This window comes from Bradyrhizobium sp. WBAH42 (assembly GCF_024585265.1).
GTDB lineage: Bacteria > Pseudomonadota > Alphaproteobacteria > Rhizobiales > Xanthobacteraceae > Bradyrhizobium.
In genome coordinates, this window is record NZ_CP036533.1 from 1,207,180 (window position 1) to 1,230,159 (window position 22,980).

A 22,980-nucleotide genomic window follows, 5' to 3' on the forward strand; every position below is an offset into this window, starting at 1 on the left:
TATCCACGAGTCCAACTCTCACCGGAATTTGTGGAGGCATACCCCTCATCCGGCGCTTCGCGCCACCTTCTCCCACAAGGGGAGAAGGAAGAACGCCTCAGCCCTTCCGCTCCGGCACGCGCTTGATCTTCGCACCCAGCGCGTTCAGCCGTTCCTCGATGCGCTCATAGCCGCGCTCGATCTGGTCGGCATTGTTGATGGTCGAGGTGCCCTCGGCGCAGACGGCCGCGAGCAGCATCGCCATGCCGGCGCGGATGTCGGGCGAGGTCATCGTCGCGCCGTGCAGGCGGCTGGGGCCGGCGATGATGGCGCGGTGCGGATCGCACAGCACGATGCGCGCGCCCATCGCGATCAGCTTGTCGACGAAGAACATCCTGGATTCGAACATCTTCTCGAACATCAGGATCACGCCCTCGCATTGCGTGGCGGTGACGATCGCGATCGACATCAGGTCGGCCGGGAAGGCCGGCCAGGGCTGGTCTTCGAGCTTGGGCACATGGCCGCCGAAATCGTCCTGGATCTTCAATGTCTGGTTGGAGGGCACGATGAGGTCGTCGCCCTCGATGCGGCAGACGATGCCGAGCCGCTCGAAGCCCATGCGGATCGAGCGCAGATGCTCGACGCCCGCGCGCGTGATGCGTAAGGGCGAGCGCGTCACGGCGGCGAGCCCGATCAGCGAGCCGACCTCGATATGGTCGGGCTGGATCCGGTAGGTGGCTCCGCCGAGCGTCGCTGGTCCATGGATGATCATGGTGTTGGTGCCGATGCCTTCGATCCTGGCGCCGAGCGCGACCAGAAAATTGGCGAGGTCCTGCACGTGCGGCTCGGAGGCCGCGTTGCGCAAATAGGTGGTGCCGTCGGCGGCGACCGCCGCGACCAGCGCGTTCTCGGTCGCGGTGACGCTCGGCTCGTCCAGGAATACGTCCGCGCCCGCGAGCTTGGGCGCGCGGAATTCGAGCCGGTCGGTCGCGGTGACCTTTGCGCCGAGCTGCTCCAGCGCGAGCACATGCGTGTCCAGGCGCCGGCGGCCGATGACGTCGCCGCCCGGCGGCGGCAGCATCACTTCGCCGCAGCGGGCGAGCAGGGGCCCGGCGAGCAGGATCGAGGCGCGGATGCGCACGCACAGCTCGGGGTCGAGGTCGGCGGCGCGGATGCTCTTGGCGTGGATGTGAAGCGTGTTGCGCGCGGACCATTCCGCCGACGCGCCGACCGAGCGGACCAGCTCGACCAGCGTCTCGGTGTCACGGATCCGCGGCACGTTCTCCAGCACGACCGGGTGCTCGGTCAGCAGTGCGGCGGCGATGATCGGCAGCGCCGAATTCTTGTTGCCGGACGGCTCGATCGAGCCCGAGAGCCGGTGACCGCCCTCGACGATGTATTGGATGGGCGCCACGGGGTTCTCGCTGTCCTGTTGGGTGGGCTGTTTCGGGCGGAAACTACAGAGATTTGACCGCGGGAGCAATTGTGCAGGCTGGGACCCGCACCCGTCAAAGCGCCCCTCAAAACAGCCCGATGATATTCCCGATCACGTAGAGGATCGCGATCAGGATCAGGGCCCCCATCATGAAGAAGGAGATTTCGATGGCGATGGCGCCGGTGCCGAGTGTGGCGGCGACAGCGGCAAGGAGCCGCTCCTCCCGGAAGATCAGGGAGAGCACCGAGAGCAGGATGGCGAGCAGGCCGAGCGAGATTGCCGTGACCGATGCGGTTTCACTCCAGCTTCGTCCGGCCGATTTCTCGACCTTCGGAGCCTGATACTCCAGGCCCTTCACCTTCGCGACGATGCGGTCCTTGATGCGGTGTCCGGTGTCGACGATCACCTTGTCCGCCGGCGGCGGCGGAAACACGATCGGCACGACCCAATGCGGCAGCACAGCCGCCATCAGTGCCAGCACGCCGACGATGCTGCCGATGATGCCGAGGCGGCGTGAGGGCGCAGCGGAGCTGGTCGTAGCAGAGGCGGTCATGGCGCGACACTTCCCGGCCGGAATGGGCCTTGCGGGTTCATGCCATTTCGTCGCGATGGCGGGTGGGGAGGTTCAGGAGCGGCCTAGAGTGCAGTGGGGCTCGTAGCCAGGACGGCGGTGCGCTCCCTCCCCCGCTTGCGGGGGAGAGCGGGGGAGAGGGTGTCTCCGCAATGAGACAATCCCCTAGAGGAGAAAGCCCTCACCCGCCACGCTCTGCGAGCGTGTCGACCTCCCGCAAGCGGGAGAGGTGCAGCGAGTGCTTGGCTGGCACCGAGAGCTACGAGCTTGAGAGGCGATCAAATATCGATCGTCGCGCTCAGCGAATGTTCCTGGATGAAATCGCGGCGCGGCTCGACCACGTCGCCCATCAGCTTGGTGAAGATGTCGTCGGCCTCGTCGACCTCCTTGACCTTCACCTGCAGCAGCGAGCGCGCCTCGGTGTCCAGCGTCGTTTCCCAGAGCTGCTCCGGATTCATCTCGCCGAGGCCTTTGTAGCGTTGCAGGGTGATGCCCTTGCGGCCCGCGTCGGTCACGGCCTCGAACAGATCGACCGGACCATGGACCATGTGCTCTGTATCCTTGCGCCGCAGCTTGCCGGAGCGGGCATAGACGTCCTGGAGCCTGGTCGTGTACTCGTCGAGCTTGCGGGCCTCGGCGGAGCCGAGCAGCGCGTCGTCGATGACGGCGGCTTCCTTGACGCCGCGCACGGTGCGCTCGAACAGGAAACCCTGGCCCTCGACGAATTGTCCGACCCAGCCGCGCTCGACCTCTTCGGCCTGGTTGTCCAGCCGGCTCGCGATATATTGCGCAGCGGCCGCCGCCTTCTCGGGATCGCCGTAGATTTCCTTGTTCAGCACGCCGGTGATGGCGGCCTGCTCGACCACCTTGCGGTTATAGCGGCTGTGCAGGTTGCGCAGGATGCTGCGGACGATTCGGGCGTCGTCGACCAGCGCGCGCAGATCGCGCCCGGAGCGGTCGCCGCCGGTGCCGGGGATGTACACGCAGTCGTCGAGGCCGGCGTCGATCAGATAATCTTCCAGCGCGCGCTCGTCCTTCAGGTATTGCTCGGACTTGCCGCGTGAGACCTTATAGAGCGGCGGCTGGGCGATGTAGAGATAGCCGCCGTCGATGATGTCGCGCATCTGCCGGTAGAAGAACGTCAGCAGCAGCGTGCGGATGTGGGCGCCGTCGACGTCGGCGTCCGTCATCACGATGATCTTGTGATAGCGCAGCTTCTCGACCGAGAACTCGTCGCTGATGCCGGTGCCGAGCGCCGTGATCAGCGTGCCGATCTGCTCGCTCGACAGCATCTTGTCGGGACGCACCCGCTCGACGTTGAGGATCTTGCCGCGGAGCGGCAAGACGGCCTGGAACTCGCGGTTGCGGCCCTGCTTGGCGCTGCCGCCTGCGGAGTCGCCCTCGACGATGAAGAGCTCGGACTTGGCCGGATCCTTTTCCTGGCAGTCGGCGAGCTTGCCGGGCAGCGAGGAGACCGAGAGCGGGCTCTTGCGCGTCAGCTCGCGCGCTTTTCGCGCAGCTTCACGGGCCGCCGCGGCCTGGATCACCTTGCCGACGATCATCTTGGCTTCGCTCGGGTGCTCCTCGAACCAGGCCTGGAGCGCCTCGTTGAGGACGTTCTCGACCACGGGGCGCACTTCCGAGGACACCAGCTTGTCCTTGGTCTGCGACGAGAATTTCGGGTCCGGCACCTTCACCGAGAGCACGGCGGTGAGACCTTCGCGGCAATCGTCGCCGGTCAGCGCGATCTTTTCCTTCTTGGCATTGGCCTCGGCATAGCCGTTGACCTGGCGCGTCAGCGCGCCGCGGAAGCCGGCCAGATGGGTGCCGCCGTCACGTTGCGGGATGTTGTTGGTGAAGCACAGCACGTTCTCGTGGTAGCTGTCGTTCCACCACAGCGCCGCCTCGACGCCGATGCCGTTGGCTTCCGAGCGCACCATGATCGGGGCGGGCACCAGCGCCTTCTTGTTGCGGTCGAGATATTTGACGAACTCCTCGACGCCGCCGGAATAGTGCATCTCCTCGCGCTTCTCGACCGCGTGGCGCATGTCGGAAAGCACGATGTTGACGCCGGAATTGAGGAAGGCGAGCTCGCGCAGCCGATGCTCGAGCGTAGCGAAATCATATTCGATGTTCTTGAAGGTCTCGGTCGAGGCCAGGAACGTCACTTCGGTGCCGCGCTTGCCCGGGGCGTCGCCGACGACCTTCAGCGGCGCCACGGCATCGCCGTGGGCGAACTCGATGTAATGCTCCTTGTTGTCGCGCCAGATGCGCAAGCCGAGCTTGCTCGACAGCGCGTTGACGACGGAGACGCCGACGCCGTGCAGGCCGCCGGAAACCTTGTAGGAGTTCTGGTCGAACTTACCGCCGGCGTGCAGCTGGGTCATGATGACCTCGGCCGCCGAGATGCCTTCGCCCTTGTGGATGTCGACGGGAATGCCGCGGCCGTCGTCGCGCACGGTGACGGAATTGTCGGCATTGAGGATCACGTCGACACGCGTGGCATGGCCGGCGAGCGCCTCGTCGATGGCGTTGTCGACGACCTCATAGACCATGTGGTGCAGGCCCGAGCCGTCGTCGGTATCGCCGATATACATGCCAGGGCGCTTGCGGACGGCGTCGAGACCCTTGAGCACGCGGATCGATTCCGCGCCGTAATCGCTCGCGTTGGAGGGCTCGTTTTCGGCAGCGTGCTGCCGAGCAGGTTCTGTCATGAGAGGCCTTCGAGATGTCGCCCGAATCAGCGGCGCAAAAGGCGCTGATTTGCGAGCTATTTGTGCCATGAAAGACCGCTTGCGCCTAGCGCAAAGTATCTCCCGGCAACCCTTTGAGCAGATAGGGTTTTTCGGCAAGTTTTCAAGGCTTTTGCCGGGCGATTCCGGGCGCTGCAAAAAGCCCGATTCGTGGGCGGTTTTCGGCCGTGGAAGGCGTGGTTTTTGCGGTGACATGGATGCCTGTTCCGAAGGCGCCGTGCCGCCCCGGAACGGGCCATCGGGTTCAGTAGATCTGGTCCGGCTTCTTATCGTCGTCCCCCAAACTGAGGGACCAGGCCTCGCCGGCGGCCACGGTGATGGTGTCGGTGTGCACCCGATGGCCCGACACGAGCAGCGCGTAGGAGTATGTGCCGGGCGGCAGATCCAGCGTTTGCGGATGGTTGACGCCGCCCGCGATCTTGATGGTCTGGCCGTTGATCGCAAGCGAGGCCACATCAGGTACGAGATAACCGAAGATCAGCCGCGCGTGTCCTGCGATCGGCAGGAAGTTGGCCTTGGCCGCAACCTCGGTATTTCGTTGCACGAGGTCGATTGTGGTCTCGCTTTTGACGCGGTCGAGCGTCAGCGTGCCCGGCCCCTTCGGGGAGGCGAAGACGAGCCGCGCGTGATCGGCGGCGACCATCGCGCCATCAGGCCTCTCCTGCCAGCCGCGCTTTCCGAGTTCTGTGCGGTAGAACGCCAGGACTTCGCTGAGCTCTGCGGGTACATGGGCTTTGAGCTCGCGCCGGAACGGGACATCGATGCCGGACGCGCGCATGGTGCTGAAGCTGGAGTGACTGGCTCGCGTCGGCACGGGCATGTCGGCGTGGGGATCTGCTGCGGTCAGGGGCTCCTGCGAGCAGCCTGCAAGAAGCGCGAGGCCGCACACCAACAGCCGCCACCGTGCCGGGACCTTCGCCCCGTGCCTTGCCGTCGTCATGCCCACTCTCCAGGAATACCGCGATCTCTGCGCGATGCAGCGGCTGCGACACGGTCGCCGCCGCCTTCTCGACGACTAGTCGCCCCACGAACCGGACGGGTTCAACGAGGCCCATACACCCGCGGACATGAGATCAGTACATCTGCAGCGGCAGCACGTCGCCGCTCGGGCCCACCAGCAGGCCCCAGGCCTCGCCGGCGACAACGGTGAGGGTCTCGGTGCGGGCCGGGCGTCCGGGCAGGCGTAGCGCGTATTGGTACTTGCCCGGCGGCAGGTCGAGCATCGGGCCTTTCGGTGATTGCGGGCCGCCGGCGCCGGCTGCGATCTTGACGGTTTGCTTGTTGATCGTGAGCGAGGCTTCCTTGTCGCCCATGTTGCCCATCATCACCCGGGCCTGTCCGGCCTTCGGCATGATGTCGGCCTTCGCCGCGGCATCCGCATTCTTCTGCGCCAGATTGACAATGGTCTCGCCCTTGGCGCGGCTGAGCTTGAGCACGGCCGGGCCTTGCGGCGAGGTGAAGTCGATCTGCGCGCGTTCGGCGGACACGGCTGCGCCGTCGGTCTTTTCCTGCCAGGCGAGCTTTGCAAGCTCCGCACGGTAGAAAGCGAGGACCTCGTCGAGCGAAGCGGGGATGCTGGCCTCCAACTCGCGGCGGACCGGCGTCTCGCTGCCCGGCATCTTCGAGGTGGCGAGCGATTTCGACGAGCGCTGCGTCGGCACCGGCAGCGGGGATTCGGGATCCGGCTTCAGCGGATCGGCGGATTTGGCCTGCACCTCCGGGACGGCCGCCGGCCTGGCCGCGGCCATCACCAGGCCCGATCCGCTGGCGCTCACATTCACCTTCGGTCCCATCTGCATCACGGTGATCGAGATCGACTTGCCGCCCTTGGAAAATTCCATCACCGCCATGTTGGGTTGGTTGATGACGGAAGGCTGCTCCTTCCAGCCGGTGGGCTTGAGCGATGCGCGATAAAACGCGGTGAGCGCCTTGACGCTCGAGGTGGAGGAGAATTCGAGATGGCCGTCGCCGCCTTCGAATTTCACGCCTTCGGCGCTCTCGGGCAGCGGCACTGGCGTGTTGCTGTCGGCGAGCGCACGGAGCGGCGCATCGGACAGGGAGGTGGCCTGCGCCTTGCGCCTCGCCTCGTCGGCGGCGATGAGCTGCTGAGCCGCACCAAGCGCATCGCCGAGGAACTTCGCGTCGGCCTCCTTCTTCGCTTTGGCGCGGGCGGCGAGCGCGGAGTCCTTCACCTGCGCGGTGAGGCTGACCATGGTGAAATCATATTTGCGGCCGAGCCGCAGCACGCCGATTTCATCGGTGTTGGAGATCTTGATCGCCACCTCGTCGCCGGGTGCGAGCGGCGCGCTGCCGTCCTCCTGCCAGCCGCGTGCGGCGAGCTCGCGCTGGTAGAAGGCGAGCACGGCGGGCAGCTCGGCCATCGCGGCGGCCGAGATCTCGCGCTTGTTGGAGCTGGCGCTGCCGAGGCTCCGCGCGGATTTGGTCGGCTTGGGCCGCGGCAGGCCGGCCATCTCGCTGTCGGCCTCCAGCACCTCCGGCAGCGCGAACGGCGCGACCCGGATTTCGACATTGGTGCGGCCGTCGTCGCGGCGGGTCAGCGTCAGCATCACCGGCTTCTGCTTGGAGAAGCCGGTCTCCTGGTCATCAGGGTGCGCGTAATACGCGCGCAGGCCGTTGGGGATGGTCTCATCCAGACTGCTGGTCCAGCGTGCGGCGGTCTCCGCCGTGAGCTTTTGCCAGCCGATCGCAGCCATCTCGCGGCCAAAGAAATCCGACGTCGCATCGAGCGCGGTGGGCGCGATGCAGCCGAGATAAGGCCTCGTGCCATCGAACATGATGTCGGTCGCGCCATCGGGGAACGGCACGTTGCCGTAGATCCGGTCGGAGGCGTAGGTGACCATGGATTGATCCGGGCGGCCGAGGCCCTGCGTGAAATGAACCGACAGGCCCTGACGTCCCTTCTTGAAATTCAGCGTCGTGCTCTTTTCGTCGAGCGGCCGCAGATAGGGCACCCAGCCGTCGGCGCCGAGGAGCTTTTTCAACGCGGGCGCCGTCACCGCTTCCGACGTCGGCATGCGATATTCGAGGCGCCAGGATTCGGACCGTGAGGTGTCCTCCACCGCACCCTCGAGCTTGGGCAGCGCGTGGACATCGACGATACCGCTGTCCGCGGCAGCCGCGATCGAGCAGCTCGCTACCAGGACGAGGCCGCAGGCCAACAGCCGCCATCGTGCCGGGACTTGCGTCCCGCGCGGGATCATCGACATCGTCAAGCTCCTGGATGGCGCGGGGTCGTCATGCCCGCGCATTTGCAGGCGACGCCCCCATCGGCGCGGCCTCAGACCAGAAGTCGCGGCAGGAACCGGCCAGGTTCAACAGCCATGGCCGAACAGCGGCTCAGTACAGCTGCAGCGGTGGCCACGCCTCGCCGTCGCGCCCGATCGTGAGCTCCCAGGTATCGCCGGCTGCGACCGCGAGCATGCTCGTTCTGGCCGGATGGCCCGGCACGCTCAGTCCGTAGCTGTATGTGCCGGGCACAAGGTCCAGCGCGACGGCGTTGGCGCCGGCGGGGCGCGGGATGGTCCGCTGGTTGATCGTGAGCACGGCTTCGTTCTCGCCGATATTGCTGAACACCAGCTTGGCCTGGCCGGGTTCAGGCAGGACGTTGGCGCGGGTCGCGGCCTGCGAATTCTTCTGCACGAGCTGCACCGCGGTGCTGCCCTCCTTGCGGTCGAGCTCCAGCGCCGCCGGCCCGATCGGGGAGACGAAGGCGAGGCGCGCGTGAGCGGCGCCGACCACCGCGTCATCCTGCTGCTCCTGCCAGCCGAGCTTTCCAAGCTCGGTCCGATAGAACGCGAGCACGTCACTGAGCGCCGCGGGCACGCGGGCTTCGAGCCTGGTCCGGAGCGGCGCCTCGATGCCGGGCATCACGGTGGTGTGGATCCCCCGATAGCTATAGCGGGTCGGTGCGGGCAGCCTGGCCGCGGGATCCAGCGTCAGCGCGGCCGGGAACAGCGGCGGCAGGTTCGACACGAAGGCGCCGGCGCTTGCCGCGAGCAGGCAGCTTGCGAGGAGAGCAAGGCCGCACGCAATGAGTTGCCATCGTGCCGGAGCTTGCGCCCCACGCCCCACCGTCGCCATGCTCGTGCTCCAAGGATATCGCGCCAGTTGTGAAATCCTGCGCGATGGCCGCCTCTTGCAGCCACAAGCAGCTAGTCGTGGCCGCAAACAAGCGGGTTCAATGCGGCGGCCTAGCTGCGGGCCGCGACTCGTCCGCTCTCGACGTCAAACACTTCGCCCCCTGCGCCGATCTCGGCGAAGGCGGCGGGATCCGCACCGGTCAGCCACACCTGCGCGCCGAGCTTCTTCAGCTCATCGAACAGCGCCGCCCGGCGGTTCGGATCGAGATGCGCAACCACCTCGTCGAGCAGCAGCAGCGGCACGATGCCGGTCATCTCGGCGACCAGGCTCGCATGCGCCAGCACGAGGCCGATCAGCAGCGCCTTCTGTTCGCCGGTCGAGGCATCGCGCGCCGGCATGCTCTTCGGCGCATAGAGGACCGCGAGGTCGGTGAGGTGCGGGCCGTCGGTGGTGCGGCCGGCGATCGCATCGCGCGGGCGGTTGTCGCGCAGGATCTGGCGGTAGCGGTCCTCGACCGAGGTCGCGGTCTCCGTCAGCAGCGCGTTCTCCATCCAGCCGTCGAGCGCGATTTGCGCGGATGGAAATGCGGAGGCTTGCGCGCGCGCGTTGAGCATGCCGGTCAGCCTTGCCGCGGTCTGGCCGCGCGTGGCCGCCACCGCGACTGCGAGCTCGGCGGTCTCGCGCTCGATCGCGTCGCACCAATGGTCGTCGTAATTGCGCGTCTCCAAGAGGCGGTTGCGCGAGCGCAAGGAGCGCTCGAGCGCGTTGATCCGGCTGGAATGCTCGCTGTCGATGGCGAGCACGAGACGATCGAAGAAGCGCCGGCGCTCCGAGGCGGCGCCCATGAACAGCCCGTCCATCGCCGGCGTCAGCCACACCATGCGGATGTGATCGCCGAATGCGCTGGCCGAACCCACCGGCTCGCGGTCGATGCGGCAGCGCCGGCTCACCGGGGCGTCCGCGCGCGGCGCATCGATGCCGGTGCCGAGCGTGGCCAGCCCCAGCGCGCCCTCGACCTGCGCCGACACCGCCCAGGACCCGTCGCCCTGGTTGTCGGCGACGTCTTCGAGCGTCGCGCGGCGCAGGCCGCGGCCCGGCGACAGGAACGAGATCGCCTCGATGCAATTGGTCTTGCCCGCCCCGTTCGGCCCGACCAGTGCCACCAGGTCAGCCGCCGTCTCGAGCCCCGCCGCCCGATAATTGCGGAAATGCGTCAGCGTCAGGCGATGAATGCGGGAGGGGGGCATGATAGCTCGTCATTGCCGGGCTTGACCCGGCAATCCATCGCCCGCGTCAGCGGGCAATTTCATCATATAGGTCTTGCCACGCGGGATTGCTCTTCACGATCAGATCGATCTTCCACTCGCGCGACCAGTGTTTCATGTTCTTTTCGCGCTGGAGGGCAGCGGCGATCGTGTCGTGCGCCTCGAAATAGACCAAGATCTTCACCCCGTAGCGTTTGGTGAAGCCGTCCGCCAGCCCTTCCCGGTGCTCGTAGACGCGTCTGACCAGATTGTTGGTGACGCCGATGTAGAGTGTTCCACCGGGCTTGCTGGCGAGGATATACACCCAATAAGTCATCTTGTTTGATGGATGGCCGGGTCAAGCCCGGCCATGACGAGAGGGGAAATATCCTCACACCCGCATCGGCATCAGCACATACAGCGCGCTCTTGTCGTCGCGGTCCTGCACCAGCGTCGGCGAGCCGGGGTCGGCGAGGCGAAGCGTTGCGACGTCGCCTTCGATCTGGGCGGCGATGTCGAGCAGATAGCGGGAGTTGAAGCCGATATCGAGGGCGTCGGAGGCGTATTCGACCTCGAGCTCTTCGGTCGCGCTGCCGGAATCCGGGTTGGTCACCGACAGCACCAGCTTGCCCGCCGACAGCGACAATTTCACCGCGCGGCCGCGCTCGCTCGAAATCGTCGAGACGCGGTCGACCGCGTTCTCGAAATCCTTCTTGTCGACCACGAGCTCCTTGTCGTTGTTCTGCGGGATGACGCGGCCGTAATCGGGGAAGGTGCCGTCGATCAGTTTCGAGGTCAGTACGACGTTGCCGATGGTGAAGCGGATCTTGGCCTGCGACAGCTCGATCGTCATCTCGGCCTCGGTGTCCTCGATCAGGCGCTGCACCTCGCCGACCGTCTTGCGCGGCACGATCACGCCGGGCATGCCCTCGGCGCCCTTGGGCTGCACCAGGTCGAGCTGGGCGAGGCGGTGGCCGTCGGTGGCGACACCGCGCAGGGTGGCGGCCTTTGCCGTGCCGGCGGCATGCAGATAGATGCCGTTGAGGTAATAGCGCGTCTCTTCGGTCGAGATCGCGAACTGCGTGCGGTCGATCAGCCGCTTGACGTCCTTGGCGGCGAGCGAGAACGAGTGCGACATGTCGCCGGCCGCCAGATCGGGGAAATCATTCTCCGGCAGCGTCTGCAGCGTGAAGCGGGAGCGGCCGGCGCGGATTGCCAGCACCGCGCGGTCGCCGTCGGCCTCCAGCACGATCTGCGAGCCGTCCGGCAGCTTGCGCACGATGTCGTAGAACATATGCGCCGGCACCGTGGTGGAGCCCGCGGTCGCGGTTTCCGCCGGCAGCGTCTCGGTCACCTCGAGGTCGAGGTCGGTCGCCTTCAGCGACAATTTCGCGTTCTCGGCGCGCACCAGCACGTTGCCGAGGATCGGGATCGTGTTGCGGCGCTCGACCACGCGGTGGACATGGCCCAGCGACTTCAGCAATTGCGCGCGTTCGACCGTAACCTTCATTGCACTACTCGCCCGATCCCCAAGGAAAACACAGCGTTGAGAAGGCCGGGCGGCGGGACGCGCGCCACGGCATCGAAGACCCCGCAAGGCCGGATCATTCCTGCCGATATGACCAAAGCCGCCTGGGTCGCGCAAGGTGCCGCGGATGCCCCGGCGATTCAAGGGATCGGGGCCAGTTCCCCACGATTTACCGCCCCAAACGAAGGCCGCCGCCCAGGGCGAGCCGGGGCGGCGGGAGCAGGGCGGGAGCCCTAGGCCTTTATTCCTGAAGCTGGCGCTTCAGCGATTCCACTTCCTCGGACAGAGCGGTGTCCTTGGAGACCAGCGCCTCGATCTTGCGCACGGCGTGCAGCACCGTGGTGTGGTCGCGTCCGCCGAAGCGGCGGCCGATCTCGGGCAGCGAACGCAGGGTCAGCGTCTTGGCGAGATACATCGCCACCTGGCGCGGGCGCACCACGTTGGCGGTGCGGCGCGAGGAGAGCAGGTCGGAGCGGCTGACATTATATTGCCGTGCCACCACGCGCTGGATGTCCTCGATCTTGATCCGCTTGGGCTCCTGCGGCCGCACCAGGTCGCGCACCTCGTGCTCGGCCATCTCCAGCGTCACCGGCCGGTTGTTGAGCTTGGAATGCGCGAGCAGGCGGTTGATCGCGCCTTCGAGGTCGCGGCCGTTATGGGTGATGGTGCGCGCCAGATAGTGCAGCACCTCCTCGGGCACCTCAAACGTCGCATGATGGGCGCGGGCCGCCGCGACGCGCGATTTCAGGATGCCGTGGCGCAGTTCCTCGCCGAGCGAGCCCATCTCGACCACGAGCCCGCCGGCGAGCCGCGAGCGCACGCGGTCATCCAGGCTTTCGAGATCGGACGGCGGACGGTCGGCCGCGATCACGACCTGGCGGCCGGCGTCGATCAGCGCGTTCAGCGTGTGGCAGAACTCGGCCTGCGTCGACTTGCCCTGCAGGAACTGGAGGTCGTCGATCACCAGCACGTCGATGCCGCGCAGCGCTTCCTTGAAAGCCAGCGCCGTCTGCGTCTTCAGCGCGGCGACGAAGCCGTACATGAATTTTTCCGCCGTGAGATACAGCACCTTGCGCTCGTTGCCGGAATTGCCGGCCCAGGTCACCGCCTGCAACAGATGCGTCTTGCCGAGGCCGACGCCGGCATGGATGTAGAGTGGGTTGAACATCACGGGGTCGCCGCGACGTCCTTCGGCGACCTGGCGCGCGGCCGCATGGGCCAGCGTGTTGGAGCGGCCGACGACGAAGCTCGCGAAGGTCAGGCGCGGATCGAGCGGCGAGCCGCCGAGCGCGTCGTGATTGGCCGAGACCGGCGCGGTCGCGGTCGAGCGCAATTCCGGCGTCGGCGCGCGGCGCGCCTCGACCGGCGCGGGCGCTTCCTTCGGCTGCGCCGTCGGACGCACGGCGGACCGCACCGTGAGGTCGATGCGATGCACTTCCGGCATCTCGGCCTGCCAGCACGACAGCACGCGCTCGGCATAATGGGCCTGGATCCAGCTCTTCAGGAACCGCGTCGGCACCGACAGCCGCACGCTCTCGTCCTGCACGCCTTCCAGATCCATGCGTGCAAACCAGCTCGTGTAGACGTCCTCGCCAACGCTCGAGCGCAACCGACCCTTCACGCGTGACCAGCGATCCTGTTCCATTGTCATCGTCAGAAAACTTCTCTTGAGAGATATAGTTGCGTTGTGAGCGCCATGCAGGGTTCTTGCCACGCACCCTGAACTGGCGCGACCTCGAGCGAGTCCATCGTCGGGCATGGCTCGACCGTTCGGCGCGAACGCCGCGGGTCAGATCAGCGATGTCAGAGATGGAGGGGTCGCGAGGTCAGCGCGTACTCGGCGCTCCGTCACACGCGGGAGGCTGGAGATCCGACGGGGCTGAAACGGCATCGTTGGAAAAAGAAACGTGCTGCAATACCGCGCTGAGTCCGTAAGACATGATACCTCCCCGTCCTGCCGTGATCGCTCACGACAAGGTCCTGCGTGTCCTGAAGACAACCGCGCCGTACTCCTGTCGCGGATGTCTGCCCAATGTACTCGTCGTCCGCTCGACTTCGCCACCTTGCGTGCCGGGGTAACTTCGCGATGTCTCTCATTTGCGCTTGGCGCGAGCGAGGAGATCCCGCTTGGAGACATTCAGACAAAGAGCTACCATTCCCACATTGCTGTGGGTTTTGAACCGACATCACTTGTTGAAGCGTCGCCTACGTGCCTACCGCCGCCGATCTGCACGTTCGCCCCGTTTCCTAAACCGCGCTGGTCTCAAGATCGTGGGCGCCGCTGACTGGGTTAAGGAATACACTAAGCGGAAAGACTCGCAACGAAATTGATTCACAGTTGAGGCGTCAAAAAACTTGACCTCGGTTAATGCCGCACAGGAGTTGTTCACAGGCTCCGAAGCAAGTTTTTGAATCCGTGCACAGAATCGAGAAGGCCGCGCGTCATGTGACAATTCTCGTTCAGCGCCAAATTTTTTTTATAAATTCGTCATGCGCCCGACGTGCGGGCGAATTTTCCAAATGCTTGTCGCTGCTATGTAGATAAGTGATTATCGAGTCATCGCTTTTCGAGACTCGTTTTGCAGGGTAACTCCACACTCGCTCGCGTTCCGGTGAATCTACGGTGTGCAGAACTCTCATCGGCCACCGATTCAATTCGCGCCCGCGGCACAGGGGTTTTTGCAACGCAGTGAAGTTTCCACTGTTGCAGAACATCGGCAGGTAGAACTACGGAACGAAAACTGACGCAGACGATTTAAATCGTCCAAGCGAGGCGTGAGCCTCGCGTGACTGCTGGCGTGAAATTATGACAGCCAACAAAAAAGCCCGGCGTGAGGCCGGGCTTTTTGACGCGCTGACCGGATCGACCGATCAGACGATGTCACCAAGATGACTTGGCAAGATTTACTTCGCGAGCTTGGCGATCTGCGCGGTGAGGCGCGAGACTTTGCGGCTGGCGTTGTTCTTGTGAATGATGTTGCGCTGGGCGGCGCGCATCAAGGCGGGCTCGGCAGTCGCGAGTGCCTTCACGGCAGCGGCGCGATCGCCGCTCTTGATGGCTTCCTCGACAGTGCGCACGGCGCCACGCATCTGGGTGCGGCGCGACTTGTTGACGGCGGTGCGGCGGGCGATCTTGCGCGTCGCTTTCTTGGCGGAAGTGGTATTGGCCATGGTCTCAATGTCCTTTGCGGGTACCGGTCGCGTCTTGGTCGGGTAGCGCCGGCTTGCTTGACCGCGTAATCGACGCTCGGATTTAGGGTGTTCGGTTGCTGGGCCGTTCCCGGAACATGAGCGACCGCCTCGCGGCTGTCTCTGAGGCTCCACGGTGACTTCAAGCTCGAGAGAGTCCTGAAGCCCAAGGGGCCTGCAACTGCTCAAAGAACAGCGGCGGCGGGATTGCGCCCACCGCCAGTTGGCGCCCTTATAGAGAGGGTCTTTCGCACCGTCAACGCTTTCGGGGGCTGGAAACGCGCCTTTGGCGGGCCGGTTTGGTGCCGTAACGCCCTGAAGAGGTTGAATTTCTGCCGTCGCCCGGCTATTGGCTGGCATCGTTTCGCAAGGTCGTCCGGTCGGGCGACCATCGTAGGTGAGGCATGATCCGCGGCTTTTTCCGACTGATTGGGCTGTTGCTGCTCGCCGGCGGGTTCATCTTCATGGTCTATGACGGCGCCCGCTGGGTGGCCGACCAGACCCTCAAATTCACCCGTTTCGGCCAGTTCTGGAACGACATCAATCAGGCCAGCCAATCGGCCTTCCGCACCTGGGTCGAGGCCAAGGCGCCTTGGCTCTGGACCTCGGTGATCCGCCTGGTGCTGGAGCAGCCGGTCTTCGCCGTCCTCGGCATTTTGGGCATCCTCCTGATGATCCTGTTCCGCCCGCGCAAGCCCTTGATCGGCTATTCCCGGGATTGAGCTTTCAAGTTCCGCCGGCCGCCGCGTAACAGCGCTGCCTCTTGCCGCGTAGAGCCCTATATTCCCACCTCATCGCGAGCACGCGCCTGGTCTCCCGACTGGCTCAGGCATGCGCTCGCTTCGGAGATCCATCATGCTGTTCGTGCGCAAGACCACTGCATTGCCGAGCGCAGCTGACGCGCTGCCGGGCCGTGCGCAGGCCATCCCGACCGCGACCACCCATTTCGTCAACGGCGCAAAGCTGAAGCCGCCTTATCCCGCCGGTCTCGAGCAGGCATTGTTCGGCTTAGGCTGCTTCTGGGGCGCCGAGCGCAAGTTCTGGCAGCTTCGCGAGGGCATCTATGTGACGGCCGTCGGCTATGCCGGCGGTCACACGCCGAACCCGACCTATGAGGAGGTCTGCTCGGGCCGCACCGCCCACACCGAAGTGGTGCTGGTCGTGTTCGATCCGAACAAGATCTCCTACGAGACGCTTCTGAAGACTTTCTGGGAAAGCCACAACCCGACGCAGGGCATGCGCCAGGGCAACGACGTCGGCACGCAATACCGAAGCGCGATCTACACCACTTCCGATGCGCAGAAGCAGGCGGCCGAGCAGTCGAAGGCGCTCTATCAGAAGGCGCTCGCAGCGAAGGGGCTCGGTGCCATCACCACCGAGATCGCGCCCGCCGGTGCGTTCTATTTCGCCGAGGACTACCATCAGCAATATCTGGCGAAGAATCCCGCCGGCTATTGCGGCCTGGGCGGCACCGGCGTGTCCTGCCCGATCGGCCTTGGCGTGAGCGCGTGAGCTAAACGACGTGTCTTGCTTACCCTCCCCTGGAGGGGGAGGGTCGGCACGCGATCGAGCGAAGCGAGATTGCGTGACGGGGTGGGGTGATCTCTCCACTCGGGCACTGTTCGTCGCGGAAAGACCGTCACCCCACCCCGCTCGCGCTGCGCGCGATCGACCCTCCCCCTCCAGGGGAGGGTGGCACCGTCATCCCTCCACTCAACGCTTTATTAACCATACCCGGTGCATCAGTGGAGCTGTCTCGTTTCGAGGGATGGGTCCGGTGCCGTTTGCACGCGCGTTTCGATGGTCGAACTTGGCGTCCTTGGCAGCGTCCGCCGCGCTCGCCCTGGGCGGCTGCATGCAGACCGCAACCCCCGTCGCGATGGTGCAGCCTCGTCCCGATCTCGATTCCATGGCCTACGGCCAGCCCTACGGCGCGCCGCAGCCGGTCGCCGTGGCCAGCAACGGCGGCGGCGCCATCGCAGCCTTCAGCAATTCCTTTGCCGCCTCGCCCGGACCGATGCCGGTCGGCTACGCCGCGCCGATGGCGGCACCGGTGCGCAATGGCGCCTCCTACCATCTCGACGCCGGCGACAAGCTTCGCGTCGTGGTCTATGGCCAGGAAGGTCTCACCAACAGCTATGCGATCGATGCCGGCGGCTCCATCACCATGCCGCTGATCGGCGCGGTGCCGGCCCGCGGCCGCACCACGGCAGGGCTGGCCGGCGAGATCGCCGCACGCCTGCGCAACGGCTACATCCGCGAACCTTCGGTGGCGGTCGAGATCGAGACCTATCGTCCGTTCTTCATCCTCGGCGAGGTCCTTGCGCCCGGCCAATATCCTTACGTGCCGAACATGACGGTCGAGAGCGCGGTCGCCATCGCCGGCGGTTTCTCCCCGCGCGCCAAGCGCGACGTGGTCACGGTCACGCACAGCGAGAACGGCGGCGCCATGCGCGCGGTTGTTCCGCTCGGCACGCCGCTCGCACCGGGCGACACCGTGTTCGTCGGCGAGCGCTGGTTCTAGGGTTCTCTCCTTCTGTCATTCCGGGGCGCGACGAAGTGGCGAGCCCGGAATCCATTCATCCACAAGCGCTGACGCTCGATGGATTCCGGGCTCGCGCTGCGCGCGCCCCGGAATGACGGTGGAGAAACCCGCACTCTATTTCAAATGCTTCGCGAAGAACGCCATGCTGCGCGGCCAGGCGATGTCGGCGCTGGCCTTGTCGTAGCTGGCGCGCTCGTCGCAATGGAAGCCGTGCTGGGCGCCCGGATAGATGTGGACTTCGACCTCGGGCCGCTTCGCCTTGACGGTCTCGACGTCGGTGAGCGGAATGCCCGCATCCTTCTCGCCGAAATGCAGCTGGGTCGGCACCTTCGGCGTCTCGTCGGCGAAGCGCACGACGGCGCCGCCGTAATAGCCGATCGCGGCCTTCAGGCCGGTCAATCGCGTCGCCGCGACGAAAGCGATGCTGCCCCCTAAGCAAAAGCCGATGATGCCCACGGGCCCGGTGCTCTTCACCGCATCGATCGCAGCTTGCGTGTCGCGCAGCATTGCCGCCCAGTCCGGACTGGCCACGAACTTGCGCGCCTCCGCGATCTCGTCGGGCGAATAGCCCGACTGGAAGTTCGGCGCCGTCCGGTCGAAGATCGACGGCGCGATCGCGACATAGCCTTCCCCGGCAAGGCGGTCGCAGACCGAGCGGATGTGGTGATTGACCCCAAAGATCTCCTGGATCACCACCACCGCGCCCTTCGGCGTGCCGGCGGGGTCGGCGCGATAGGCGCCGAGCTGGAAATTGTCGGAGGCCGTCAGCTTGATGTCTTGTCCCATGCGGGTTGTCCTTCTTGGTTGTTACGAACTCAGGCTCTCAGGATGACGGTCATAGATGAGAGCTCGCTGCTTCAACACCGTCATTGCGAGCCACCGGGTCCGCGCAAAGCGCGGCCCGATGACAGGCTCCGCGAAGCAATCCAGAATCCCTCCGCGGAAGCAGCCTGGATTGCTTCGCTGCGCTCGCAATGACGGAGTATGATGTAGGGCCATTGTCCGCCAGCCAGAACCTCAATCCTAGCGATAGCTTCGCATTCTCTCAGGATGAGGCGCAGCACCTACTCCCACATCCAGTTCTCGCCGTAATCCTCCTTCCATCCGGCCAGCCGTCCGTGACGGAATTGCAGGAACAGGCGGTGGCGAGAGGGGATCAGGCGGCTGCCGCCGATGTTGCGCAAAGCGAGATAGATCTCGTGGCCGGGACGTCCCCGCACATATTGCAGCGGCTGACCGAGCGCGCGTGCGGTCTGTTCGGCATCCATGCCGAAGGCGAGCGGAATGTTGTTCGACAAGGTCGTGACGAAGGGCTGGCGCGGCGGCACGGCGCCGATCGGCTCGGCCTGCACAGATAGCGACAGCAGCATCGTGCCCGCAGCCAGCATCATCAGCTTCATCGCCTGTGTCCCTGCTCGATCGCCCTATGCCGGCAAGTTCTTCAGGAAAGGCGCGACCGCGTCAACAAAAGCCTGGGGTTGATCGATGTTGACGGCGTGTCCGGCGGCGGGGATCACGACCTTTTGTGCGTCGGGGATTTTTGCCGCCATGTAGTCGGACGCGGCGAGGAACGGCGTGTCGTCGGCGCCAACCACGATCAGGCTGGGCACCCGGATGTCGGGCAACAGCTCCATCACGCGCGCATCGCGCTGGGTCAGCATGCCGCGCGCGGCAAGCGCCAGTCCCCTGGCGTTGCGATGGCGCGCGGTGGCGCGCTCGCGCGTCGCCGCCTTCAACACGTCGAGGCCTTCGCGGTCGAGCCGCTCTGCGGTGGCAAGCGCCCGCGCGTTCCAGGCCTCGCGCGCATCGTCCTTCCTGAAGCCGGGGCCGGTGTCGATGATCAGCAGCGCGCGGGCCCGCTCCGGATGTGCACGATAGAACGCGAGCGACATGTAGCCGCCGAGCGAAAGCCCGCCGATGATGGCGCGCTTCGCACCAACCGCATCGAGGATCGCCGCCATGTCAGCGATCGTCAGCGCTTCGCTGTACGCGTTCGCATCGTCGGGATAATCGGACTGGCCGTGACCGCGCATGTCCCACAGGATCAGCTGGTGATCCCTGGCCAGCGCATCGATCTGCCCATGCCACATCGCCGATGTCGAGGAATAGCCGTGCGTGAGCAGCAGCGGCGGCCCGTTGCCATGAACCTCGTAGTAGATCCCGACGCCGTCCCGGTTTATCCTTGGCATTGTTTCCCGCCCTTTCTTTTCCTCGCCACTAACTCGGTGCTTCACCCTCCCCCTCCAGGGGAGGGTAAGGGTTTGCGTGCGGCTGCACTCTAGCTCGCCAAGTTACCTCGAAGAAACCGCTCGAACGCGATGGCACGCATGCCTGACGCACGCGCTGTTGTGTCCAGTGGCTGCGTCGCGGCCCTTGGCGCGGCGCACAACGGGCGAGTGTGGCGGACGTTTTTTCGACTCGTTCCAAATTGCATTTGCCTCCGCGCCGGAACGCGATCATGCTCGCGGGCAAGGTTGACGCTAGCCCGGTGGGCGTCCGCCATTCAAGTTGCCGCCGTAAGCGGCTTCATGCACCGGCAGGGGAAGACGCCTATGCCAACTCTCACCATCAACGGGCGGAGTCTGTCCGTGGATGCGGCGAACGACACGCCGCTCCTCTGGGCGATCCGCGAGCAATTGCAGATGACCGGCACCAAGTTCGGCTGCGGTGCCGGGCTGTGCGGTGCCTGCACCGTCCACGTCAACGGCGAAGCCGTGCGCTCGTGCCAGACCATGGTCGGCGACGTCGCCGGCAAGAAGATCACCACCATCGAAGGTCTCTCCGCCAAGGGCGATCATCCCTTGCAGAAGGCCTGGATCGCCGAGCAGGTGCCGCAATGCGGCTATTGCCAGTCCGGGCAGATCATGCAGGCGGCGTCGCTGCTCGCGAAGAATCCCAATCCGACCAAGGAAGAGGTGGTCGCCCATATGGACGGCAATCTCTGCCGTTGCATGACCTATTCGCGGATCCAGAAGGCGATCATGCGCGCCGCATCCGAGATGCGCACCGCATCCGCCACCTCCAACGAGCGGAGGCCCACATGAACGAGCATGTGAAGAACGTGACACCCGAGGCGACGGATCTCAGCCGCCGCTCCTTCCTCGTCGGCACCGCCGCGACCGGTCTCGTGCTCGGCTATGCCGGCGTGCCCGGCATCGAATCGGCAGCCGCCGCGCCGGCCAATTTCGAGCCGAGCGTCTGGTACGCGATCTCGCCGGACGGGCTCGTGACCGTGACCTGCGGCAAGGCCGACATGGGCCAGCACATCGCCTCCACCATGGCGCAGATCGTCTGCGAGGAACTGGGCGCGAAATGGAGCGACATGCGCGTGCAGCTCGCCTCCAACGATCCCAAGTTCAACGATCCCGTGCTGGGCGCACAGATCACCGGCGGCAGCTGGTCGACCATGATGAACTTCGAGGCGATGAGCCGGGCCGGTGCAGCCGGGCGGATCGCATTGACGGAAGGTGCTGCCGCCGCCATGGGCGTGCCGGCATCGGAGCTGGTGGTGCGCGATTCCATGATCGTGCATCCGAAGTCGAAGAAGCAGATGTCGTTCGCCGATGTCGTGAAAAGCGGCAAGGCGACGAAGACCTTCACGCCGGACGAGCTCAAGGCACTCAAGCTGAAAACACCCGATCAATACACCATGATCGGCGTGTCGGTACCGCAGCTCGACATCCCCGCCAAGACCAACGGCACGGCCAAGTACGGCATCGACGTGATGTTGCCGGGCATGGTCTATGGCGCGGTGGTCACGCCGCCGGTGCGCTTCGGCGCCACGGTGAAATCGGTCGATGACAGCGCGGCAAAGAAAGTGCCGGGCTTCATCAAGGCCGTCACGCTCGACGACAAGACCGCAACGACGTCGGGCTGGGTCGTTGCCGTCGCCGGCACCTACGCCAACGCCAAGAAGGCGGCACAGGCGCTGAAGATCGCCTATGACGCGGGTCCGAACGCGAAGCTGTCGAGCCAGTCGCTGCTCGACGAGGCCAAGCGGTTGCAGGGCCTGGAGGATTCCGGCCAGTTCTTCGTCAAGGACGGCGATCCCAATGCTGCCTTCGGCACGGCGGCGAAAGTGGTCGAGGCCGAGTACACCACCAGCATCAACATCCACGCGCCGCTGGAGCCGATGAACGCCACTGCGGAGTTCAAGGGCGACATCCTGCACATCTATTCCGGCAACCAGTTCGCGACGCGCTCCGGTGCGATCGCGGCGGGCGCTGCCGGGATCGATCCGAAATTCGTCGTGATGCATCAGCATTGGCTGGGCGGCGGCTTCGGCCGGCGGCTCGATGCCGACATGATGATTCCGGCGGTGCAGGCGGCCAAGGCGGTCGGCAAGCCGGTGAAGGTGATCTATTCGCGCGAGAACGACATGACGATGGATTTCTCGCGTCCGCTCACCTACCAGAAGGTCAAGGCCGGCGTGGACGGCGATGGCAAGCTCGTTGCGATCAGCCACGACGTGGTCTCGGCCTGGCCGACCGCGCGCTGGGGAATCCCCGATTTCCTGACGCCCTCGGTCGACAAGAAGGGCCCGCTTGATTCGTTCACGGTCAATGGCGCGGACTTCTTCTACACCGTGCCCAACCATTATGTGCGCGCGATCAAGAACGAGCTCGCGCACAACGCCACGCCATCCGGCCAGCTTCGCTCGGTGGCGCCCGGCTGGACCTTCTGGGCCGTCGAAAGCATGATCGACGAGATCGCGGCAGCGACGGGCAAGGATCCCGCGCAGTTCCGCATCTCGTTGCTCGACGGCGCCGGCAAGAACGACGGCGGCGCGCAGCGCTTGCGCAACACGCTGCTCGCCGCGATGGGACTGTCCGGCTACGGCACCAAGCAATTGCCGAAAGGCGAGGGCATGGGCGTCGCCTGCGTCTCCTCGCAGGAGCGCGCGACCGCGAGCTGGACGGCGTGCGTGGCTCACGTCGCCGTCGCGCCGTCGGGGGAGGTGACCGTGAAGAAGCTCACGGTCGCAACCGACGTCGGCACGCAGGTGCATCCCGACAATATCCGCGCCCAGGTCGAGGGTGCGGCGTTGTGGGGTCTGTCGCTGGCGATGTACGAGAAGGCGACACTCAAGGACGGTGGCATCGAGCAGACCAATTTCGACAGCTACACGCCCTTGCGCATGAGCCAGACGCCCGAGGTCGCGGTTGCCGTGATTGCCAACGGCGAGAAGGCGACCGGCGTCGGCGAGCCCGCGGTCACCGTGGTCGCGCCGGCCATCGGCAACGCCATCTACAATGCCAGCGGCGCCCGCGTCCGGGCGCTACCGATCACGGCGGAGGCCGTGAAGGCGAGCATGAAGGCGTAAGCCGAGCCGCGATTGCAGAATCAAATGGTCCGCCGGAGGGCAACCTCCGGCGGATCTGTTTTTGGAGCCGCCTCCCACCCTCACTGTCATGCCCCGCCAAAGCGGGCATACAGTACGCCGCGGCATCTCGGTTCCAGCTCGCCGTCTCGGCGTACTGGGTCGCCCGGTCAAGCCGGGCGACGACAGCGGAGGCGGCCTGTAGAAATTCCCCTGTGTTATCAATGCCCGCTCTACTGTGCATGGGGTTGTTTTCTCGCTTTTGAGGCTCCCCCTCCCGGAACCCAATCCCTAAAATTGCGTGCAATTCCCCAA

Annotated in this window: 19 protein-coding genes; 5 read left to right on the forward strand and 14 right to left on the reverse strand. The window is 65.4% G+C overall.

All coding sequences use genetic code 11. The features are described 5' to 3' along the window. Positions 1-97: 97 nt before the first annotated feature. The 11 genes from murA to rpsT form a co-directional block, all read right to left on the reverse strand. Entirely contained in the window at positions 98-1,393 is a 1,296-nt protein-coding gene (gene murA, locus DCG74_RS05710) for a UDP-N-acetylglucosamine 1-carboxyvinyltransferase (RefSeq protein WP_172787972.1), read from the reverse strand. A 106-nt stretch (positions 1,394-1,499) separates the two neighbouring features. After that, positions 1,500-1,967: a hypothetical protein gene (locus DCG74_RS05715; RefSeq protein ID WP_172787971.1), complete on the reverse strand. Its 468-nt coding sequence runs from the start codon at positions 1,965-1,967 to the stop codon at positions 1,500-1,502. Positions 1,968-2,263: 296 nt separating this feature from the next. Next, positions 2,264-4,699 carry a DNA topoisomerase (ATP-hydrolyzing) subunit B gene (gene gyrB / locus DCG74_RS05720; RefSeq protein WP_172787970.1) on the reverse strand — a complete coding sequence of 812 codons (2,436 nt, stop codon included), beginning with the start codon at positions 4,697-4,699 and terminating at the stop codon, positions 2,264-2,266. Between the two features lie 283 nt (positions 4,700-4,982). Then, positions 4,983-5,678, reverse strand: coding sequence for a hypothetical protein (locus DCG74_RS05725; RefSeq protein ID WP_172787969.1), 696 nt, complete (start codon positions 5,676-5,678; stop codon positions 4,983-4,985). 133 nt (positions 5,679-5,811) lie between these two features. Next, positions 5,812-7,965, reverse strand: a complete 2,154-nt coding sequence (locus tag DCG74_RS05730; protein WP_172787968.1) for a hypothetical protein — start codon at positions 7,963-7,965, stop codon at positions 5,812-5,814. Between the two features lie 130 nt (positions 7,966-8,095). Further along, positions 8,096-8,839 (reverse strand): hypothetical protein, encoded by a 744-nt coding sequence (locus DCG74_RS05735; RefSeq protein WP_172787967.1) that lies wholly within the window; start codon positions 8,837-8,839, stop codon positions 8,096-8,098. Positions 8,840-8,949: 110 nt separating this feature from the next. Next, positions 8,950-10,086, reverse strand: a complete 1,137-nt coding sequence (gene recF / locus DCG74_RS05740; RefSeq protein ID WP_172787966.1) for a DNA replication/repair protein RecF — start codon at positions 10,084-10,086, stop codon at positions 8,950-8,952. A gap of 46 nt (positions 10,087-10,132) precedes the next feature. Next, on the reverse strand, positions 10,133-10,420 hold the full coding sequence (locus DCG74_RS05745; protein WP_172787965.1) for a GIY-YIG nuclease family protein: 288 nt from the start codon (positions 10,418-10,420) through the stop codon (positions 10,133-10,135). Between the two features lie 54 nt (positions 10,421-10,474). Next, positions 10,475-11,593 carry a DNA polymerase III subunit beta gene (dnaN, locus tag DCG74_RS05750; RefSeq protein WP_172787964.1) on the reverse strand — a complete coding sequence of 373 codons (1,119 nt, stop codon included), beginning with the start codon at positions 11,591-11,593 and terminating at the stop codon, positions 10,475-10,477. 259 nt (positions 11,594-11,852) lie between these two features. Next, a complete protein-coding gene (dnaA, locus tag DCG74_RS05755; RefSeq protein WP_172787963.1) occupies positions 11,853-13,262 on the reverse strand; it encodes a chromosomal replication initiator protein DnaA in 1,410 nt (469 codons plus the stop codon). A gap of 1,253 nt (positions 13,263-14,515) precedes the next feature. Continuing rightward, entirely contained in the window at positions 14,516-14,782 is a 267-nt protein-coding gene (gene rpsT, locus DCG74_RS05760) for a 30S ribosomal protein S20 (protein ID WP_024338506.1), read from the reverse strand. Positions 14,783-15,204: 422 nt separating this feature from the next. On the opposite strand from rpsT, the gene DCG74_RS05765 reads away from it, so the two are divergent. From DCG74_RS05765 to DCG74_RS05775, 3 genes are all read left to right on the forward strand, one after another. Further along, on the forward strand, positions 15,205-15,522 hold the full coding sequence (locus DCG74_RS05765) for a hypothetical protein (RefSeq protein ID WP_025033220.1): 318 nt from the start codon (positions 15,205-15,207) through the stop codon (positions 15,520-15,522). Positions 15,523-15,655: 133 nt separating this feature from the next. Beyond that, a complete protein-coding gene (msrA, locus tag DCG74_RS05770) occupies positions 15,656-16,312 on the forward strand; it encodes a peptide-methionine (S)-S-oxide reductase MsrA (protein WP_172787962.1) in 657 nt (218 codons plus the stop codon). Between the two features lie 265 nt (positions 16,313-16,577). Continuing rightward, positions 16,578-17,324, forward strand: a complete 747-nt coding sequence (locus tag DCG74_RS05775) for a polysaccharide biosynthesis/export family protein (RefSeq protein ID WP_172787961.1) — start codon at positions 16,578-16,580, stop codon at positions 17,322-17,324. A gap of 135 nt (positions 17,325-17,459) precedes the next feature. On the opposite strand, the gene DCG74_RS05780 is transcribed toward DCG74_RS05775, so the two are convergent. The 3 genes from DCG74_RS05780 to DCG74_RS05790 form a co-directional block, all read right to left on the reverse strand. Then, positions 17,460-18,131: a dienelactone hydrolase family protein gene (locus tag DCG74_RS05780; protein WP_172787960.1), complete on the reverse strand. Its 672-nt coding sequence runs from the start codon at positions 18,129-18,131 to the stop codon at positions 17,460-17,462. A gap of 278 nt (positions 18,132-18,409) precedes the next feature. Next, positions 18,410-18,745 carry a hypothetical protein gene (locus tag DCG74_RS05785; protein ID WP_172787959.1) on the reverse strand — a complete coding sequence of 112 codons (336 nt, stop codon included), beginning with the start codon at positions 18,743-18,745 and terminating at the stop codon, positions 18,410-18,412. A gap of 24 nt (positions 18,746-18,769) precedes the next feature. After that, complete coding sequence (locus DCG74_RS05790; RefSeq protein WP_172787958.1) at positions 18,770-19,534, reverse strand: alpha/beta fold hydrolase; 765 nt, start codon at positions 19,532-19,534, stop codon at positions 18,770-18,772. Positions 19,535-19,897: 363 nt separating this feature from the next. On the opposite strand from DCG74_RS05790, the gene DCG74_RS05795 reads away from it, so the two are divergent. Both DCG74_RS05795 and DCG74_RS05800 read left to right on the forward strand, forming a co-directional pair. Next, positions 19,898-20,389 (forward strand): (2Fe-2S)-binding protein, encoded by a 492-nt coding sequence (locus DCG74_RS05795; RefSeq protein WP_135163526.1) that lies wholly within the window; start codon positions 19,898-19,900, stop codon positions 20,387-20,389. Next, complete coding sequence (locus DCG74_RS05800; protein ID WP_172787957.1) at positions 20,386-22,668, forward strand: molybdopterin cofactor-binding domain-containing protein; 2,283 nt, start codon at positions 20,386-20,388, stop codon at positions 22,666-22,668. Before DCG74_RS05795 ends, DCG74_RS05800 begins: the two co-directional genes overlap by 4 nt. Positions 22,669-22,980 lie beyond the last annotated feature (312 nt).

Bases quoted from the DNA above. Each gene is read 5' to 3' on its own strand.
- DCG74_RS05715 (WP_172787971.1), bottom strand. From the start codon at position 1,967: ATGACCGCCTCTGCTACGACCAGCTCCGCTGCGCCCTCACGCCGCCTC.
- gyrB (WP_172787970.1), bottom strand. From the start codon at position 4,699: ATGACAGAACCTGCTCGGCAGCACGCTGCCGAAAACGAGCCCTCCAAC.
- DCG74_RS05725 (WP_172787969.1), bottom strand. From the start codon at position 5,678: ATGACGACGGCAAGGCACGGGGCGAAGGTCCCGGCACGGTGGCGGCTG.
- DCG74_RS05730 (WP_172787968.1), bottom strand. From the start codon at position 7,965: ATGTCGATGATCCCGCGCGGGACGCAAGTCCCGGCACGATGGCGGCTG.
- DCG74_RS05735 (WP_172787967.1), bottom strand. From the start codon at position 8,839: ATGGCGACGGTGGGGCGTGGGGCGCAAGCTCCGGCACGATGGCAACTC.
- recF (WP_172787966.1), bottom strand. From the start codon at position 10,086: ATGCCCCCCTCCCGCATTCATCGCCTGACGCTGACGCATTTCCGCAAT.
- DCG74_RS05745 (WP_172787965.1), bottom strand. From the start codon at position 10,420: ATGACTTATTGGGTGTATATCCTCGCCAGCAAGCCCGGTGGAACACTC.
- dnaN (WP_172787964.1), bottom strand. From the start codon at position 11,593: ATGAAGGTTACGGTCGAACGCGCGCAATTGCTGAAGTCGCTGGGCCAT.
- dnaA (WP_172787963.1), bottom strand. From the start codon at position 13,262: ATGACAATGGAACAGGATCGCTGGTCACGCGTGAAGGGTCGGTTGCGC.
- rpsT (WP_024338506.1), bottom strand. From the start codon at position 14,782: ATGGCCAATACCACTTCCGCCAAGAAAGCGACGCGCAAGATCGCCCGC.
- DCG74_RS05765 (WP_025033220.1), top strand. From the start codon at position 15,205: ATGATCCGCGGCTTTTTCCGACTGATTGGGCTGTTGCTGCTCGCCGGC.
- msrA (WP_172787962.1), top strand. From the start codon at position 15,656: ATGCTGTTCGTGCGCAAGACCACTGCATTGCCGAGCGCAGCTGACGCG.
- DCG74_RS05780 (WP_172787960.1), bottom strand. From the start codon at position 18,131: ATGGGACAAGACATCAAGCTGACGGCCTCCGACAATTTCCAGCTCGGC.
- DCG74_RS05785 (WP_172787959.1), bottom strand. From the start codon at position 18,745: ATGAAGCTGATGATGCTGGCTGCGGGCACGATGCTGCTGTCGCTATCT.
- DCG74_RS05790 (WP_172787958.1), bottom strand. From the start codon at position 19,534: ATGCCAAGGATAAACCGGGACGGCGTCGGGATCTACTACGAGGTTCAT.
- DCG74_RS05795 (WP_135163526.1), top strand. From the start codon at position 19,898: ATGCCAACTCTCACCATCAACGGGCGGAGTCTGTCCGTGGATGCGGCG.
- DCG74_RS05800 (WP_172787957.1), top strand. From the start codon at position 20,386: ATGAACGAGCATGTGAAGAACGTGACACCCGAGGCGACGGATCTCAGC.